Source organism: Exiguobacterium sp. s194 (assembly GCF_018618275.1).
Classification (GTDB): domain Bacteria; phylum Bacillota; class Bacilli; order Exiguobacteriales; family Exiguobacteriaceae; genus Exiguobacterium; species Exiguobacterium chiriqhucha.
In genome coordinates, this window is the sequence record NZ_JACSLT010000006.1 from 243,434 (window position 1) to 260,177 (window position 16,744).

The window sequence follows — 16,744 nt, forward strand, 5'->3', positions numbered from 1 at the left end:
TCCATCCTCTCCTACCTACTGGTCCAAAAATTGTCGAAACGGCATCTGGGCTGTCGCATCTAGTAGTTTCGCCACATCTCGAATTTGTTGGGCTTTGACGATCGGCGCCCTCGTGTTCACTTGTTTCATCCACGGTTCATAATCCGCGCGTGAGATGAACTGAGTCGACCGAATTTCAGGCACATGATCGAAATAGCCTTGTGGGGCCACCGTCACTTTTTGGATGACCCCGTCATAGGACGGAAGAAACTGTCGAACGATTTCTTCGGTGCGCGTCAACGCGATGAGCGGGTTGACTACACGTTTATTTTCCCCTTTGAGCGGTTGATGAATCCACGTCTTCTGCTTCGATATGTGATAGATGCTGCGGTCGCCGTCGAGCCATTCGACCAGGTAAATATGCGATGGTCCGATGATGAGATGGCTCAGTTCGACCGTCGCCCCGTTCCATTCGACGACCGGACGATACATGAAGAAGTGTTGGTCGTTCCATTCGGATACCATCTTGCGATATCCGTATTCTCGCAAAAACGGCAACAACGGGACGTCCGCCTCGGTCGCCCCTTCACAGGCGTACTGCAGTTTTTGGATATGACGGCGGTTCGTGAGCAACGTCTGGAACTGCGACTCCGAGAGCGGTGTCGGTTCGAGCTCGATGCGTTCCGTACGGCGCCAAAATTTCCACCACGGGTTCTCAAACTCCATGATTTCGGGAGGATTCAACCGATTGGAATCGTGAAGACGACGCATGCGAGCGACATCGGACTCGACATACTCTTGAAAGCGATTGAACTGGTCGAGCATGTTTCGTTCATATTTAGATGTTACGTCAAAAATTTTAATCGGGATCGCCATGTGTCCTCCTCTGACCGCTGTAACGGAAATACTTCGACTGCCTCATAGGCAGGGGTATGGTTTGGATTGATTCGATAAAGTACGACCGTTTCAATCGGCTCCTCGATGGTAAACGTCGGGGCGATGTACGGGATTCGTGTGCCTATGTCCCACTTCTTCGCGAGTGTGACGTGGGGGACGAACGGTTTACGGTCGAGTGCTGGAATCTCTTCGGATAACTTTCGTCGAAGCGTCCCGGTAAGCGCCGTCAAGTCCACGGACGGTTCCGGGACGATCGTCAAGACACGCGGACGATCCGGTCTACCGAAGTGGTCGATTTGCTGGAACGTCAGCGCGAACGGGGCCGTCGACGTTGTCACTTCACGTGTGAGTTCTTTCACTGCCTCGACTTCATCATCGTCCAATGAACCGAGAAACTGAAGTGTCAAATGAAATTCCTCCGGACGATACGTCCGACGATACGAATAAAACGGCAAGATGTCCCGATGTACATGTTCGAACTTTTCGTCCTCGATGGGTAGCGCCAAAAAATAATGTGTCGACATGACCATCATCCTTTCACTCGAAAACGTCTCAGTCCAAAGAAGAGGACCGCTCCTACGATGCTGACCACCGTGTACATCCAAAATACACCGATGATGCTGTTATATTCAATGATAAATCCACTGAGGAGGTTGAATCCGGCCGTCGCTAGTCCTGACGTGATGGCCATATAGACGCCAATCGCCGTCGAGACGACGTTGCGGCTGACAAGGCTGCGGACAAATTGAAGTGCGACCGGAATCAATAATCCGACGACCAGTCCTTGAACGATGGCAAGAATCCAAACGACCCAAATCGGGGGCTCAAGTGCTAACCAGCCGTTGCGAAGCGCCGAAATCAAGGCGGCTCCCGCCAGCACGTTGACCGTACCTAGACGTGAGACGATTTGGTAAGCCACTTTCATGAATGGAATTTCGCATAATACCGCGACAAGGAACAGTGTCCCGACGAGCGTCGTTGAGCCTCCGATGCTCGTCACATAAATTCCGAAGTAATAGTTATTCGCGTAAATCGGGCCGAAGACGAGCATGCCCCCAATCAAAAAGGCGATGAACGGCCCATTCCAGACGGCCGACCATTGGAACGGGGCCGTCGTGTGCACTTGCTTCGGTTCCTGTTCAGATACGCTCCGCACGAACAGCGTACCGATTGCCAGCATGACCGCGCTGAGTAAAAACGTACTCGCGAGTCCCCATGTCGTGTCCGAGATGCGACCCATGACGAACACCGCAATCGCAAATCCGGCCGATCCAAACAGACGGATGGCCCCGTAGTCGATTTTGGCGCGTGACGTATACTCGAGTGTCATCATATCGACGAGCGGGATGTGTGCACATTGGAAGATGGACCAGGCGATCATCAATACAATAATCCATACGTAAGACGTCGCGAACAAAAACGTGAGCGATAAGGCAGCCGCCCCGAGCATTGCGATAATCAGCCAAGCCCGAACCCGCCCCGTTCGGTCGGCGAGCATGCCCCATAGCGGTTGGACACCGATTGAGAGGATCGGCATGATGGCGACGATTGTTCCGACCTGACCCGGAGACAAATCAAAACGTGACTGCGAGAAGAAAAGTGCCATGTAAGGAATGAGGGCTCCTTGGGCAAAGAAAATGGCGACGTAAATCGATTGAAACGATATTTTTTGTTGGTTCACAGTAAACTTCCTTCCTAACAGACAGAGAGCCGACCGAATCAGTCAGCTCTCACGGGTTATTATTTAGCGAGCTCATAAATCGCTTCCGCATAGATGGCGGCGGCGCGAAGTAAATCTTCAATTTCCATGTATTCATCGACTTGGTGGGCGACGTCTTTCGCTCCAGGGAACAGCGCCCCAAAAGCGACACCAGCCTCGAGCGAGCGCGCATACGTCCCTCCGCCGATGGCCATCAAGTGCGCTGACTCGCCGGTCTGACGCTCATAGACGCCTGCCAACGTTTTCACGAGCGGATGGTCTTCGGCCACATGGTGCGGCGGCATATGATGACGCGTCGACAGTTCGAACCCGAACGACAAGGCGATCTCTTTCAAGTTTTGCAACCGTTCCTCGAATTTCGCGGTGTATGGATAACGGATATTCACCGTCGCCGTCCGTTCGTCCCCTTGATAGCGGAACACGCCACCGTTAATCGTCAAATCACCCGTCTCATCACTCGCTTCGATACCGAGTGAAATCCCGCGTGAATCGGCGAACACGTGACGAATGAACTCGATGTAGCGCTCTCCTTGAATGTCGAGCGGGAGCGTCAACAAGAAGCCGGCGAGGACGTAGGCCGCGTTGACTCCGTTATCTGGTTCCATGGCGTGGGCGGCCACACCTTTCATCGTGAACGTATACGTCCCTTGGTCCCATGTGCACGTGCCGTCCGCTTCATATTTTTCGAGATACGCTTCAAACTTTTCTTCGAGAACGTCTTCTGTCTCGAGTACCGCTGTCGCAAAGTCCGGGACCATGTTCGGCCGTTCTCCGCTCACGAACGAGACCAAGTGATGTTTCGAGCCTGGCACCCGTTGAATTGGGAGCTGCTTCAAGACGCCATCGTATAGCCCCTTTTCAGCATTGATAATTGGAAAGTCAGCGTCCGGTGCGAAGCCATATGTCGGCATCGCCTCTTGTTTGAAGTATTCGCGGACACAACGCCATTCGCTCTCCTCGTCGCAACCTGCAATCAGGCGGACGCGTTTCGATAGCGGCAATCCAAGTTCCTTCACGATGCGCAGTCCGTAATAAGCAGCCATCGTCGGTCCTTTATCGTCATTGCTGCCACGGGCGAATATTTTCCCGTCGGCGATGGTAGGATTGAACGCCCCATACGTCCATCCCTCCCCAGCCGGCACCACGTCTAAGTGACAGAGGATGCCAACGATTTCTTCCCCTGACCCGTATTCTAAATGCCCCGCGTATCCGGCGACGTCTTTCGTAGCGAACCCGTCTCGCTCTCCGAGTGCAAACATGTAATCGAGAGCTCGGCGGACTTCAGGTCCAAACGGTTCGTTCGGGCCGGTCTTCGTCTCATCAAGCACGCTTGGGATTTGCAATAACCCTGTTAAATCTTCTAAAAATGCGTCTTTTCGTGCGTCGACTTCTTGTCTCCAATTCATATGGATCTCCCCTTTGCGAATGTTCTCTCCCTTATTAGTATATCCAAATGTTAGAAAGACGAACATTCATTTCGAAAATATTTTTTCGTTCGTCTTTTAGCCTTTTGTCTACGTCTTTACATATCCTTCATTCGATATTTACGTTCATAATCGTTTCTTTACATTTCGATTGTTCGTTCTTTTCCCTTGCAATTCTATGCAGGAGCGGTATACTAAAGGTGTAATTTTAGAAAATAACAATTTCATATTTCATTTGTCGTCCGTAGGTTTTGTCTTTCATCATTCTACGCATTGGGAGGTTATCCAATGAAAGGTTCAACAGATCGTATGCTAACCCGCATCAAGTCCATTTATTTGTTCATTAACGAAAGGGAATGCGTCACCACTTCTGAACTAGTAGAGGAGTTCGGGATCACATCACGCACCGTACAGCGTGATTTGAACGTGCTTGAATACAACAATCTGGTTGAAAGTCCGAGTCGCGGAACGTGGACATCATCAAAACGTTCGCTCAAGACGGCAAATTAAATAACAAGTTACGAGGGATTCCGGCAACGGGTCCCTTTTTTTGCGCCCAAAAAGGCACGTGTCGGCTGACACGTGCCTTCATTTCATGTGAAGAACAAGTCGACTTCTTCTTCGCTCAATTCCCGATACGCCCCGGGTTCGAGCGTCGGGTCGAGCTCGAGCTCGCCGATTTGGACCCGTTCGAGCTGCTCGACGTGTTTCCCGACCGCGGCAATCATCCGTTTTACTTGATGATACTTCCCTTCCGAGAGCGTCAGACGGACCGTCGAACGACGTCCGGATTTGCTGATGAGCTCAAGTCGGGCCGGTTTCGTCGTATAGCCGTCCTCAAGCTCGACACCCTCGGCGAAGTGACGGACATCGTCTGTCGTCATCTCCCCGTCAACTTCGGCGACATACACTTTGTCGACATGCTTACGCGGTGACATGAGCGCATGATTGAACGCCCCATCGTTTGTGAGAAGCAACAGACCGGTCGTGTCCTTGTCGAGACGTCCGACCGGGAACAACTCGTAATGGGCGTAGGACGGGTCAATCAAATCGACGACCGTCGATTCGACCTTATCCTCGGTCGCACTGATGACACCTGCCGGCTTGTTCATCATCAAGTAGACGAACGGTTTGTACTCGACGACCTCGCCTTGCACGGTCACCCGTTCCGTTTCAAGGTTGACTTGACGTTTCGCGTCTTTGACAGGTTGGTCATCGACACGGACAACCCCTTGTTTCAGTAAAATCTTGACGTCTTTGCGCGAACCGTATCCCATGTTCGCCAATAATTTATCAATTCGCATTAAGCTTTCCTCCGATACTGGAATCGTTTCCCTAATAGTTTTCCGGCCAAGTGGCTTCTCCAACCGAGATAGCCGTATACGACGAGACCGATTCCGAAACCGACGATCGTGGCAACGATATCATTGCCCCAACTCGGTTCATTCCGGAGCGTGACGAACAGCGAACCATACACGGCGATAAACATCGCGCCACCCATGGCAAACATGAGCATCGTCCGACGCAACAGTTGCTTATACGGAAACTGGAGCGCCCGTTGGATTTTCCAAACCATGAGGATAATCGCGACGATATAACCGGCGATCGTCGCATAACCAGCGCCGATCCCGCCGAGTGCATACACGAAAGGTACGTTGAGCACAGCTTTCGTGATGAGACCCATCGCCGTCGCGAAGATGGTGAAATATTGACGGTTGATCCCTTGCAGGATGGCCGCCGCCACCGAGTAATAAGCGAGGAAGAACGCACTCGGTGCGTAGTGGAGCAGGTAGACCCACCCTTCGCGGTCACCTGGGAACAACGTCCCGAACAACGGCTCCGCGAGCGCGACCAATCCGATGACGGCCGGGATGGTGACAAAGAACGATACTTGGAAAATATGGTTCACTTGATTGCGAACTTTGTTCATATCGCCGTGCGTGAACGATTTTGTCACGAGCGGGATGGTCGCCATCGACACACTCGCCGCAATCGATACCGGAATCAACACGATTTTATGGGCGTTCCCCGTCAAGAATCCGAACGCGGACGTCGCTTCGGCGACCGACTTCCCAGAGTTGAGCAACGTATTGACCATCGTCAACTGGTCGACGAACTGATAGAGCGGCGTCGACAGACCGACCATGACGATTGGAATCGAATAGCTGAGCAACTCGAGCAATAGTGATTTCATCGAACGGACCGGTGTGCCGGCCGGATTATCGGTTTGACGATGGATGTCTTTCCGTTTGCGCCAGTACATGGCGAGCACGACGATACTCCCAATCGCACCGATAAAGGCGCTGAACGTCGCAATCGTGACGGCGAGCACTTTCAAACCGTTCAACTCGGTCGTCGCCACGGCAGCGGTGCCACCGAGCGAGTCAGCGAGCGGACGAATGAGTGCCGAGTCCGAGAAGACGAATAAGACGAGCATCGTCCCACTGAGGAGGAACATGATGCGGACGATCTGTTCGATGACTTGGGAGATGGCCGTCGGGGCCATGTCCTGATGTCCTTGGAAATAGCCGCGCACCATACTCATCGCTGGGATGAGCAGGAGGGCGAAACTGACGCTACGCGTGACGAGCGTCAACGAGTCGATATATTGCTGATTGTTCTCCGAGTTGCGGACCATGAGTTCCGATAACCACGGTGCTGAGAAGAACAGTAATAAAAAAGCGACGACTCCGGTCACGAGCATCAGCTTCATCCCTTGACGGAACAAGCGCTGACTCGTGCCATATTCGCCGAGCGCATTATACTTGGCGATGAATTTCGATACGGCCACGGGAATCCCCGCCGTCGAAATGGCGATCATGAGCGCATAATAGGTGTACGCCGCCTGATAGAGCGTGACACCGGCAATCCCGACCATCGCTTGGAACGGGAACGTATAGAGCAGTCCGAGTGCACGTGAAATCAAATTTCCGGCTGACAGCAGCAGCGTGCCTTTGACGAAGGACTCTCGTCCTGAATCTTGTTTGACGCTTGATGACATGAGATACCTCCATCTATTGTTTCACAACTAATGTACCTAATTTTACAAAACGACCGTTTCTCATTATACTCTTACTGTTGCAGATAATAAAGTTACGAATTTGATTTGAAAGAGAAACGAGGGATACCATGATGAAAGATGTAATCGTCATCGGAGGAGGCCCAAGCGGTCTGATGGCGACCTATGCCGCCGCCAAAGCCGGAGCGAACACACTCCTAATTGATAAAGGTTCGAAGCTCGGACGCAAGCTCGCCATTTCTGGCGGAGGACGCTGTAACGTGACGAACCGCAAGCCCGTCGACGAGTTGATTCAATTCATCCCGGGGAACGGACGCTTCTTATATAGCGCCCTCGCCCAGTTCGACAACCAGTCGATTATCGACTTGTTCACCGGGTTCGGCATCCCGTTAAAAGAGGAAGATAACGGCCGGATGTTCCCGGTGACGGATAAAGCGCAAGACGTCGTCAACACGCTCCTCGGGGCCATCGACCAACTCGGTGTCGAGATTCGCAAAAATGCGAAAGTGAAGACGCTCCATTTTAATGAAGCAAATGAGTTCGAAGCGGTCGAACTCGAGGACGGAGAGCGGATCGAGGCCGGCGCTTGCGTCATCGCCGTCGGTGGACAATCCGTCCCTCACACCGGCTCGACCGGGGACGGCTATCCATGGGCCGAGAAAGCCGGCCATACGATCACCGAGCTGTTCCCGACTGAAGTACCGATTTTGTTGAACGATGCGTTCATCGGCACGAAACAGCTGCAAGGGCTGTCGCTCCGTGACGTCGCCCTCACCGTTCACGGCAAGAAAGGCAAGCCGATTAAGACACACCGTGGCGACATGATTTTCACGCATTTCGGGATTTCGGGTCCGATTGCCCTCCGGTGCAGTCAATATACGATTAAAGAACGCAAACGTAGCAAAGAGCGCGTCGTCGCCCTCTCGCTCGACTTGTTCCCGGACATGGCACGTGACGAGCTGTATCAAGAGCTTTGGAACCAAGTGCAAGACCAACCGAAGCGGGCCGTCAAGAACGTCTGGAAAGGATTTATCCCGGAGCGTATGCTCGACTTGTTGTTGGCCGACCTCGCGTTCGGCGAAGAGGACGCGAGCCAACTGAAGAAACAATCGGTCATCGATTTCGCGACCCGATTGAAGACGTTCGAGTTGCACGCCACCGGAACGCTCGATTTCGATAAAGCGTTCGTCACGGGCGGCGGCGTTTCCGTCAAAGAAATCGCCCCACAGACGATGATGTCGAAGAAAGCAGACGGCTTGTTCTTCGCCGGCGAAGTGCTCGATATTCACGGCTATACGGGTGGTTATAACATCACGGCCGCCTTCACGACCGGACACTGTGCCGGTTCACACGCGGCACAGTTCGCGGAACAGACGACCGTATAAACAAAGAGAGTCGATCGCACGTGCGATCGGCTCTCTTTTTAGTGTCACTGTTTTGCTTCAAGTTGACGTCTTACTTCCGCCTCGAGCTCTGGCTCGGGTGGCAACCAGCCTTCCGGCTTCATGACTTTATTGTCTGACGCACGGAGGATCGGCTTGCCGTCTGGTCCGAGCTTCGCCATATTGGCACGCTGCACGATTTCAAACAACGGAACCGGGTCGAGCCCGAGTTCGACGAAACTGCCCATCACGAAATAGAGGGCGTCCGTGAGCGCATCACCTTGTCCGACGAGGCGAGCGACGTCGTCCGTCGGCGGTGCGTCTTGGAGCGATTTTTGAACCGCCTGTTCGAATCCTTGTTGGAACGTGGCGACGGCAGCAAGGAATTCGTCTTCATTCCGTGCCGATTGATGTAAAAATTCGACGACAGCTTCTTCTGCCGTCCAGACCGAACGTTTGACAGCACGGTCTAAGCCGAGCGGTTGCGGTGCACTCGCCTCCGGGTGTCCGAACGTCTCGTGGAACTGGCGAACCTCTTCATAAAAGTAACGTTTGCTCATCTCATTCTCTCCTATCAGTCGACCGAGACGAAATCGTCAAGGTCGAACACATCTGGTCGCACGATGGCGAATATCTCATTGTCTTGCAGGAACATGCCGGTCGAGCCGTAGACGCGAGGTGTCACCATCTGCCCGTTCATCGTCCCTTCGTCCGGGTTGACCGTATAGAGGACGAGTTCTTCCGAATCGAGGACGTAAATGCGCCCTTGGCGTTCGACGAGGCCGACACCGCGGAAGTTCTCGAACTTCTGTTGAATCGAGGCGCTCATCCCTTCGGTCGTGAGCGGTTTTCTCGACTCGACAGCCCATTCCGTCTTCGGTTCCGCTACTGCTTCAGAGTCCGCTTCATCTGTCGTCGATGTCGAATCGTCGTCTGAATCGGTTTCCGTCGCTGTACCCGTTTCCGCCTCACTGTCGTCGACCGTCTCTTCCTCGAGCGTCCGCTCTTGGACGTACAACAGTTCTACATCCGGCGTGTCCTCCAAACGGCTCATGATAATCAATCGTTTCGTCTCTTCATCGTAACCGAGGCCGAACAACCGATCTGTCGAGGCGATTCCTTTAATCAATTTGCGTCGTTGTTCCGTCCAACGGCCTTCTACCCGCTCGATTGTCACGAGAACCCCGTTCGCCGTGACGGCATATATCTTGTCTTCGGAAATCATGCGCATGCCGATGAACTCGCCGAACCGATAGGGTTGCCCTTCGTTCTCCAATATGAGCGACGAATTCACGCGATTGGCGTTCCCGCTCACTTCGAAGAACTCTTTATTTTTCGTCAAGACAAGATACGATCCGATCGTGTCACTATAGTACACTTCATCAATCTCTTGAATCTGTTCAAGGGCATCGGTCGTATCGATGTCCTCCTCGTCCGGCGAGGCTTCGACGGGAGGTACCGAAGTCGATTGATGGCTCGTTTGAATATCGATTTTCTCAAACGTCGAGGCGATTTGGCTTTGGATGTCCTCGTCCGAAAAGACGAACACATAGCATAAAATCACACCGACGACGACGGCAAATAGCGTCGTATATAGTACGTATGAACGTTTCATGGACGTTTCGTCCCCTTTATATGCAGTATCGCCCTTTAGTGTAACAAACCCGACCCGAAAAGAAAACGACATGACGAAAAAGAAAGGAACGTGTGACAATGTCACACATTCCTTTGCTTATCCTACGACGATATTGACGAGTTTCCCTGGAACGACAATCACTTTGCGGACCGTCTTTCCTTCCGTGAACTCTTGAACGCGTTCGTTCGCAAGCGCATCGACCTCGAGCGCTTCTTTCGAAGCGTCGCGGGCCACGTGCATCTTCGCACGAAGCTTCCCGTTCACTTGGATGACGACTTCAATCGTGTCGCTGACGAGTTTCGACTCATCGAACGTCGGCCATGCCGCGTACGTCAAGTCTTCTGTCATGCCGAGACGTTCCCATAACTCTTCGGCCAAGTGTGGCGCGACTGGGGAGAGCATCTTGATGAAGTTGACCATCTCTTGTTTTGGAAGCGTGTCTTGTTTGTACGCCTCGTTGATGAAGACCATGAGTTGCGAGATCGCCGTGTTGAAACGGAGCGCCTCGTAGTCTTCTGTCACTTTCTTCACCGTCTGATGGTACGTCCGTTCGAAGTCGGCCGTCGGAGCGCCGTCCGTGAGCTCCGTCTGGTCGAACAAGCGCCAGACGCGGTCAAGGAAGCGACGAGCGCCGTCAAGGCCGTTCGTCGACCAAGCGATGGCTGCGTCGAGCGGTCCCATGAACATCTCGTAAAGGCGAAGCGTGTCAGCACCGTGCGATTTGATGATATCGTCCGGGTTGACGACGTTCCCTTTTGACTTCGACATCTTCTCGTTGTTCTCACCGAGAATCATCCCTTGGTTATAGAGCTTTTGGAATGGCTCGTTCGTTGGAACGATGCCGATATCATAGAGCACTTTATGCCAGAAGCGAGCGTAGAGCAAGTGTAGGACCGCGTGCTCCGTACCACCAATATATAAGTCGACCGGAAGCCAACGCTTCAACTTCTCTGGATCCGCGATCATGTCTTCATTGTGCGGATCGATGAAGCGAATGTAGTACCAGCAGCTACCGGCCCATTGTGGCATCGTGTTCGTCTCGCGCCGCCCCTTCTCACCTGTCACAGGATCCGTGTACATCAACCACTCGTCGGCGTTCGCAAGCGGTGATTCTCCCGTACCCGACGGCTTGATTTCATCGATAATCGGGAGTTCGAGCGGAAGCTCTTCAATCGCAACGGTCTTGAGCGTACCGTCTTCCATATGAATGATTGGAATCGGCTCGCCCCAATAGCGTTGACGGCTGAACAACCAATCGCGGAGACGATACGTCGTCTTCGCACGGCCAGTGCCGGCGAGTTCGAGTTCTTCGATGATTTTGGCGATCGCGTCGGCTTTATTGAGGCCGTCCAAGCTGCCTGAGTTGACGTGGACGCCGTCCTCGACGTAAGCCGCCTCATCCAAGTTGCCGCCTGTGACGACTTCACGGATCGGAAGGTCGAACGTCTTCGCGAACTCATAGTCGCGCTCATCATGTCCAGGTACGGCCATGACCGCGCCCGTGCCGTATGTCGACAACACGTAGTCAGCGATCCAAATCGGAAGCTTCTCCCCGTTGACCGGGTTGATGGCGTAAGCGCCGGTAAATACACCCGTCTTCTCTTTGGCGAGATCGGTCCGTTCGAGGTCTGTCTTTTTCGAGACTTCTTCGACGTACGCTTCAATGGCGACGACTTGTTCCGGTGTCGCGATTGCTTTCACGAATGGGTGCTCCGGTGCGAGCGTGACGTATGTCGCGCCGTAAAGTGTGTCCGGACGTGTTGTGAACACCGTCACGACTTTATCGTGACCGTCGACTTTGAAATCGACTTCAGCCCCGACCGACTTGCCGATCCAGTTGCGTTGCATCTCTTTAACGCTGTCTGGCCAGTCAAGCCCTTCTAAATCATCGAGCAAGCGCTCGGCGTATTCCGTGATGCGAAGCACCCACTGTTTCATCGGCACACGGTAAACCGGATGGCTTCCCCGCTCCGACAATCCGTCGATGACTTCTTCGTTGGCGAGTACCGTCCCGAGGGCCGGGCACCAGTTGACGGCGACTTCGTCGACGTAGGCGAGTCCGCGGTCATGGAGTTGTGTGAAGATCCATTGCGTCCACTTGTAGTATTTCGGGTCGGTCGTGCTGATTTCACGATCCCAATCGTATGAGAAACCGAGCTCTTTCAATTGGCGGCGGAATGTGCCGATGTTGCGCTCTGTGAACTCGCGCGGGTCGTTCCCTGTGTCGAGGGCATATTGCTCGGCCGGAAGACCGAACGCGTCCCACCCCATTGGATGGAGGACGTTGAAGCCTTGCATCCGTTTCATACGCGCGATGATGTCCGTCGCCGTGTAACCTTCCGGATGACCGACGTGAAGTCCGGCTCCTGACGGATAAGGGAACATGTCAAGGACGTAGAAACACTCCTTGTCCGGGTCTTCTGTCGTCCGGAATGCATCTTTCTCGTCCCAACGCTTTTGCCATTTCGGCTCGATGTCTTGATGTTTAAAATAGTCCAACATTCATCCTCCTCTGCATAATAAAAAGCCTTCCGCCCCGGTAATGGGACGAAAGGCTTGAAAGCTTTCCGCGGTACCACCCATGTTGCATTTCTGCCACTTGAGACGCCGGTAACGAGGCGTAACTCCGGTTCACCCTACTGTTCGTTCAGGCGAACTGCTCCAAGGCGAGTTCTCGCGGTCCATATACCGGTTCACACCACCCACCGGCTCTCTACAAATACAGACGTCACGATACTATTCCTTATCAACGCAATTTTTATCTCACCTCTTCATTCTAGCGCAAGATAAAAATCTACGTCAACGTCAACTTATCTTTACGTCTTAATTTGTTTCAACGTCGAGATCGTTTTGACCGCGAAGAAGGCAATCAACCCGAAGCCGACCTTGTTTATCAAATCGGCGACGTTATAGATGAGTTCTCTCACCAATTGGACTTCGACACCGGTCGCAAACAACGTGACCGCATAGCCAATCGGATAAATCGCCCACCCGATCAAAATGAACAAACGCATGTTGAGGAGCGCTTTCCGAATTGGGGCTGGAGACGATTCGGCCGCCTTCGTGACGTTCGTGAACAACAGATAGATGATATAGATCCAAGCCAAACAACCGACGAGATAGCCCCATAATCCAAGCTGGGTGAAGCCGCCATTCAAATTAATCGAAGACTCTCCAAGGTAACCAGCCACGATCATGATGATGTCGGCGACAATCAACTTCGTCAACAGACCAGTCTTCATCTTTCCTTTTAGACTGAGCAAGAGTGGGAACTTCACAAGTAGAAGCGGTGTCGTCACAAGCCAATCGATATACCGAATCTCCGTCGGGAATCCAGTGATTTCCGATAACAGACCCGAATCGCCAACCGCGTCCTTCATAAAGTAATAATGAATCGCCGCGACGAACGTGACTAAGGCGGCAACGGTGGCGACAGACCGATATTCTGGATCAAGACTATTCCGTTCGACTAGAAAGTAGAGCGTAGCGGCTGCCATTCCGACAAATCCGACCCAAAACATATATTGGGTCGCGAGCACGAGCAAATTGACCTCTTCGTTCATGGTGTACATCTCCTCATTGCTGAAACAGGAAACGACGGAACGATTATGTGAAAGAATCCTTTGTCTTCATTTTATATTCGCGAATTAGTCTTCGCCTGATTTAGATATGCAGCCGATGTGCAAATCGAATCAAGTTTGAACATTCAGTGTCCGAATTTTAATGAAGAAGACGAGTGCGGTCAGAATGAGCACGAGCAACAGTCCGAACACAGCATTCATACCGAGTAAATCAAACGTAAGTCCTGAGAGCGTCGGACCAATCATCCGTCCGACCGAGGCCGCGATATTGACGAGCCCTTGGAACTGCCCTGCTTTCCCCGGAGGTGCAAGTTTCGCGGCAATCGTCGGGACCGCCGGCCAAATGAACATTTCCCCGATCGTCATGACAATCATCGCGACCATAAACATCGTGAAACCGCCCGCGAACGGGACAATGACGAAAGCTGCGAGGAAGATGACAGCACCGACGACCAATTGTTTCTTCAAATCGTCTTCAAAATAGCGAAGCGCGCGGTTGAGGAGCGGTTGAGCGAACACGATTAATGCACCGTTCACCGTCCAAAGGAGCGAATACTGGCTGATCGTCACGCCGAGGTCTTTCGAATGGACGGCGATCGTGCCTTGCCATTGCACGTAAACGAACCAAAGCGCCGCGTAACCGATGGCGACGAACCACATCGATTTCATCGTCGCGCCGGACAACGTCGTCGCCGCAGCCTCAAGCTGCGACTGGACGACCGGACGTGCCGGGTCTTTCAAATAACGGAGCCCGAACAAGAGAACGACGACAAACAAGACCGATAAGAAGAAGTTGGCGTAGAAAATCAACTCGATATCGATACGCGCGATCTGTCCGCTCATCGCTGTCCCGAGGGCGACCCCAACGTTTTGGGCGACGTAAATCGCGTTGAACGAACGTCGTCCCCCTTCCGGCCAGATCAAGCCAGCAAAAGCGTATACTGTCGGGAAGACGAGTCCACCGGAAAATCCGATTAAGCCGAGCCAAGCCAAGTAGCCGAGGAACGTGGCGTGGAACAACAAGAAACCGAGCGAGCTCGCGAGCAATAGGCCGACCGAGAGGATGAGCGTCCGCTTCCCGCCGATCCGGTCAAACAGCGTCCCCCCGATGTAGTTCCCGGCAATGGCGAGCGCCGAGTTAACGAGCAGCGCCACCCCTGCGAGCGTCATCGACTCGCCTAAATATCCATTTATATAGAGTGTGTTAAATGGCCATAAAAAAGACGCCGCCGTCGTATTGAGCGCCATCGCGATGACCAAAATCCATACCGAAATCGGCATTTTGTTGTTCATACCAGTTACTCCTTTCCTACCCGTTAAACGATAAAAATTCGGCACGACGGCCGAATCAAAAATAAGTCCTCCTCCAAGCTAACGGAACGCCTCATAACTGTCAAGAAAAATTACTTATTATGAAATAACGGTGACTTATCTTTGTGATAGCATGAGCAAAGAAGGAGAGGATATTCATGCAACATCCGTTTGGCGAAGCCAGATATCACAAATTAAATGAAGCATATCGCCGCGAGTTCGGCGGGAAAGTGTTCAAAGTACCGCTCGACGGGGGCTTCACTTGTCCGAACCGGGACGGGCTCGTCTCGAAGGGCGGGTGTACGTTCTGCTCGGATGACGGAAGTGGCGACTTCGCAGGCAATGCCTGTGATCCGATTTCGGTCCAATTCGCCGAAGTGAAGGCGCGGCTGCACCGAAAATGGAAACACGCCAGTTACATCGCCTACTTCCAAGCGTTCAGCAACACGTATGCCCCCGTCTCCCGGCTCCAGGAATTATTCGAGCCCGCCCTTGAGGAAGACGGTGTCGTCGGTCTATCGATTGCGACCCGACCGGACTGTCTGCCAGACGACGTCGTCGACTATCTCGCCGAGTTGAATGAACGGACGTCACTCACGGTCGAACTCGGCCTGCAGACGATTCACGATGCGACGGCGAGGAAAATCAATCGTGGTCACGACTACAAGACGTTTTTGGAAGGACTCGACAAACTCCGGCGACGCCAAATCAGCGTCGTGGTCCATATCATTAACGGCCTGCCGGGCGAGACGACAAAGATGATGCTCGACACGGCGCGAGAAGTTGCTAAAATGGACGTACAAGGAATCAAGATTCATTTGCTCCACGTCTTGAAACAGACACCGCTCGCCAGACAATACGAAAAAGGACTGCTCGAGCTCATGGACGAGGCGACTTACGTCTCGCTCGTCTGCGATCAATTGGAAGTATTGCCGCCCGAGATCGTCATCCATCGTCTGACTGGTGACGGACCACCCGATCTGTTGATTGGTCCGACGTGGAGCCGGCACAAGATGGCTGTCTTGAACGCCATCGATGCCGAATTAATGCGTCGTGATTCTTTCCAAGGAAAAAAGAAGGATGAGAGCCATGGGATTAATGAGAGTCTTACCGTTCGCGAAATACCTACTTCGTGAACACGTCACACCTGGTGCCGTCGCCATCGATATGACGGCCGGCAACGGGCACGATACATTGTTTTTAGCCGAACTCGTCGAGGAGACGGGACACGTCTACGCGTTCGACGTTCAAGCAGCGGCGGTCGAGGCGACACGTACTCGCATCGAGGAAGCAGCATTGACGGACCGCGTCACTGTCATCCACGATAGCCATGACACGGTCCGAGACATTGTGGCGGACGAGACACGCCCAATCACAGCGGCCGTGTTCAATCTCGGCTATTTACCGGGAAGCGACAAGTCGGTCACGACGACCGGCAATACGACCATCGACGCCCTCGAGCAACTGCTCGATGTCATGGCCGTCGGCGGCGTCATCGTCGTCGTCATCTATCACGGCCATGAGAGCGGCAAAGTCGAGCGCGACGAAGTGCTAGCCTATGTCGAATCAATCGATCAAAAACGGGCCGGCGTCCTCCGTTACGGCTTCATCAATCAAATCAATCATCCCCCGTTCATCGTGGCGATTGAAAAACGAGCATAAAAAAACGAGGCTGGGACATAACTAGCCAGTTCTAAAGTATTTCAATCAAAAAGAGGGGTCCGGTCACCGATTTTCGGTGACCGGACCCCTTCTTTGTACTTCGGGCGACAACGGTGGCGATGAACTTCCGCAG

Annotated in this window: 15 protein-coding genes and 1 other annotated feature; of the genes, 4 read left to right on the plus strand and 11 right to left on the minus strand. The window is 53.0% G+C overall.

Annotation, left to right across the window (positions count from 1 at the left end; genetic code table 11):
- Window positions 1–15: 15 nt before the first annotated feature.
- Genes KNP85_RS09670 through pepV form a run of 4 tightly spaced genes read right to left on the minus strand, consistent with a single transcriptional unit; the run spans window position 16 to window position 4,002 of the window.
- Window positions 16–855 (minus strand): NERD domain-containing protein, encoded by an 840-nt coding sequence (locus KNP85_RS09670; protein ID WP_058764022.1) that lies wholly within the window; start codon window positions 853–855, stop codon window positions 16–18.
- On the minus strand, window positions 825–1,400 hold the full coding sequence (gene thpR / locus KNP85_RS09675) for an RNA 2',3'-cyclic phosphodiesterase (RefSeq protein ID WP_214802811.1): 576 nt from the start codon (window positions 1,398–1,400) through the stop codon (window positions 825–827). The genes KNP85_RS09670 and thpR overlap by 31 nt, the downstream gene beginning before the upstream one ends.
- Before the next feature lie 5 nt (window positions 1,401–1,405).
- Window positions 1,406–2,557, minus strand: a complete 1,152-nt coding sequence (locus KNP85_RS09680; RefSeq protein WP_214802814.1) for an MFS transporter — start codon at window positions 2,555–2,557, stop codon at window positions 1,406–1,408.
- A 59-nt stretch (window positions 2,558–2,616) separates the two neighbouring features.
- Window positions 2,617–4,002 (minus strand): dipeptidase PepV, encoded by a 1,386-nt coding sequence (gene pepV / locus KNP85_RS09685; RefSeq protein WP_021065564.1) that lies wholly within the window; start codon window positions 4,000–4,002, stop codon window positions 2,617–2,619.
- Window positions 4,003–4,308: 306 nt separating this feature from the next.
- On the opposite strand from pepV, the gene KNP85_RS09690 reads away from it, so the two are divergent.
- Window positions 4,309–4,530, plus strand: a complete 222-nt coding sequence (locus KNP85_RS09690) for a DeoR family transcriptional regulator (RefSeq protein ID WP_081637897.1) — start codon at window positions 4,309–4,311, stop codon at window positions 4,528–4,530.
- An 83-nt stretch (window positions 4,531–4,613) separates the two neighbouring features.
- Here the strand turns inward: KNP85_RS09690 and KNP85_RS09695 are convergent, their stop codons facing one another.
- Window positions 4,614–5,324 carry a pseudouridine synthase gene (locus KNP85_RS09695; RefSeq protein WP_214802817.1) on the minus strand — a complete coding sequence of 237 codons (711 nt, stop codon included), beginning with the start codon at window positions 5,322–5,324 and terminating at the stop codon, window positions 4,614–4,616.
- Window positions 5,324–7,021 (minus strand): putative polysaccharide biosynthesis protein, encoded by a 1,698-nt coding sequence (locus KNP85_RS09700; RefSeq protein ID WP_214714552.1) that lies wholly within the window; start codon window positions 7,019–7,021, stop codon window positions 5,324–5,326. Before KNP85_RS09700 ends, KNP85_RS09695 begins: the two co-directional genes overlap by 1 nt.
- A gap of 128 nt (window positions 7,022–7,149) precedes the next feature.
- Here KNP85_RS09700 and KNP85_RS09705 point away from each other — a divergent pair, with 128 nt between their 5' ends.
- Window positions 7,150–8,424, plus strand: coding sequence for a BaiN/RdsA family NAD(P)/FAD-dependent oxidoreductase (locus KNP85_RS09705; RefSeq protein ID WP_021065561.1), 1,275 nt, complete (start codon window positions 7,150–7,152; stop codon window positions 8,422–8,424).
- A 44-nt stretch (window positions 8,425–8,468) separates the two neighbouring features.
- On the opposite strand, the gene KNP85_RS09710 is transcribed toward KNP85_RS09705, so the two are convergent.
- The 5 genes from KNP85_RS09710 to KNP85_RS09730 form a co-directional block, all read right to left on the minus strand.
- The gene (locus KNP85_RS09710; RefSeq protein ID WP_021065560.1) at window positions 8,469–8,981 is read right to left on the minus strand and encodes a pyrophosphohydrolase domain-containing protein; all 513 of its coding nucleotides are present in this window, start codon (window positions 8,979–8,981) and stop codon (window positions 8,469–8,471) included.
- 14 nt (window positions 8,982–8,995) lie between these two features.
- Complete coding sequence (locus KNP85_RS09715) at window positions 8,996–10,036, minus strand: hypothetical protein (RefSeq protein WP_214802820.1); 1,041 nt, start codon at window positions 10,034–10,036, stop codon at window positions 8,996–8,998.
- Between the two features lie 117 nt (window positions 10,037–10,153).
- Window positions 10,154–12,559: a leucine--tRNA ligase gene (gene leuS / locus KNP85_RS09720; RefSeq protein WP_214802823.1), complete on the minus strand. Its 2,406-nt coding sequence runs from the start codon at window positions 12,557–12,559 to the stop codon at window positions 10,154–10,156.
- Between the two features lie 38 nt (window positions 12,560–12,597).
- Window positions 12,598–12,816, minus strand: a binding site (T-box leader).
- A gap of 57 nt (window positions 12,817–12,873) precedes the next feature.
- Window positions 12,874–13,620, minus strand: a complete 747-nt coding sequence (locus tag KNP85_RS09725) for a bacteriorhodopsin (protein WP_131437070.1) — start codon at window positions 13,618–13,620, stop codon at window positions 12,874–12,876.
- A 129-nt stretch (window positions 13,621–13,749) separates the two neighbouring features.
- The gene (locus tag KNP85_RS09730) at window positions 13,750–14,931 is read right to left on the minus strand and encodes an MFS transporter (RefSeq protein WP_214802825.1); all 1,182 of its coding nucleotides are present in this window, start codon (window positions 14,929–14,931) and stop codon (window positions 13,750–13,752) included.
- 176 nt (window positions 14,932–15,107) lie between these two features.
- Between KNP85_RS09730 and mnmL the strand changes: the two genes are divergently transcribed.
- Both mnmL and mnmM read left to right on the plus strand, forming a co-directional pair.
- Window positions 15,108–16,085: a tRNA modification radical SAM protein MnmL/YtqA gene (mnmL, locus tag KNP85_RS09735; protein ID WP_214802828.1), complete on the plus strand. Its 978-nt coding sequence runs from the start codon at window positions 15,108–15,110 to the stop codon at window positions 16,083–16,085.
- Window positions 16,039–16,611: a tRNA 5-(aminomethyl)-2-thiouridylate-methyltransferase MnmM gene (mnmM, locus tag KNP85_RS09740; RefSeq protein WP_214802830.1), complete on the plus strand. Its 573-nt coding sequence runs from the start codon at window positions 16,039–16,041 to the stop codon at window positions 16,609–16,611. Before mnmL ends, mnmM begins: the two co-directional genes overlap by 47 nt.
- Window positions 16,612–16,744: the final 133 nt, after the last annotated feature.

Bases quoted from the DNA above. Each gene is read 5' to 3' on its own strand.
- KNP85_RS09715 (WP_214802820.1), bottom strand. From the start codon at position 10,036: ATGAAACGTTCATACGTACTATATACGACGCTATTTGCCGTCGTCGTC.
- KNP85_RS09690 (WP_081637897.1), top strand. From the start codon at position 4,309: ATGAAAGGTTCAACAGATCGTATGCTAACCCGCATCAAGTCCATTTAT.
- KNP85_RS09730 (WP_214802825.1), bottom strand. From the start codon at position 14,931: ATGAACAACAAAATGCCGATTTCGGTATGGATTTTGGTCATCGCGATG.
- pepV (WP_021065564.1), bottom strand. From the start codon at position 4,002: ATGAATTGGAGACAAGAAGTCGACGCACGAAAAGACGCATTTTTAGAA.
- thpR (WP_214802811.1), bottom strand. From the start codon at position 1,400: ATGTCGACACATTATTTTTTGGCGCTACCCATCGAGGACGAAAAGTTC.
- KNP85_RS09670 (WP_058764022.1), bottom strand. From the start codon at position 855: ATGGCGATCCCGATTAAAATTTTTGACGTAACATCTAAATATGAACGA.
- KNP85_RS09710 (WP_021065560.1), bottom strand. From the start codon at position 8,981: ATGAGCAAACGTTACTTTTATGAAGAGGTTCGCCAGTTCCACGAGACG.
- KNP85_RS09695 (WP_214802817.1), bottom strand. From the start codon at position 5,324: ATGCGAATTGATAAATTATTGGCGAACATGGGATACGGTTCGCGCAAA.
- KNP85_RS09725 (WP_131437070.1), bottom strand. From the start codon at position 13,620: ATGAACGAAGAGGTCAATTTGCTCGTGCTCGCGACCCAATATATGTTT.
- mnmM (WP_214802830.1), top strand. From the start codon at position 16,039: ATGGGATTAATGAGAGTCTTACCGTTCGCGAAATACCTACTTCGTGAA.
- mnmL (WP_214802828.1), top strand. From the start codon at position 15,108: ATGCAACATCCGTTTGGCGAAGCCAGATATCACAAATTAAATGAAGCA.
- leuS (WP_214802823.1), bottom strand. From the start codon at position 12,559: ATGTTGGACTATTTTAAACATCAAGACATCGAGCCGAAATGGCAAAAG.
- KNP85_RS09705 (WP_021065561.1), top strand. From the start codon at position 7,150: ATGATGAAAGATGTAATCGTCATCGGAGGAGGCCCAAGCGGTCTGATG.
- KNP85_RS09700 (WP_214714552.1), bottom strand. From the start codon at position 7,021: ATGTCATCAAGCGTCAAACAAGATTCAGGACGAGAGTCCTTCGTCAAA.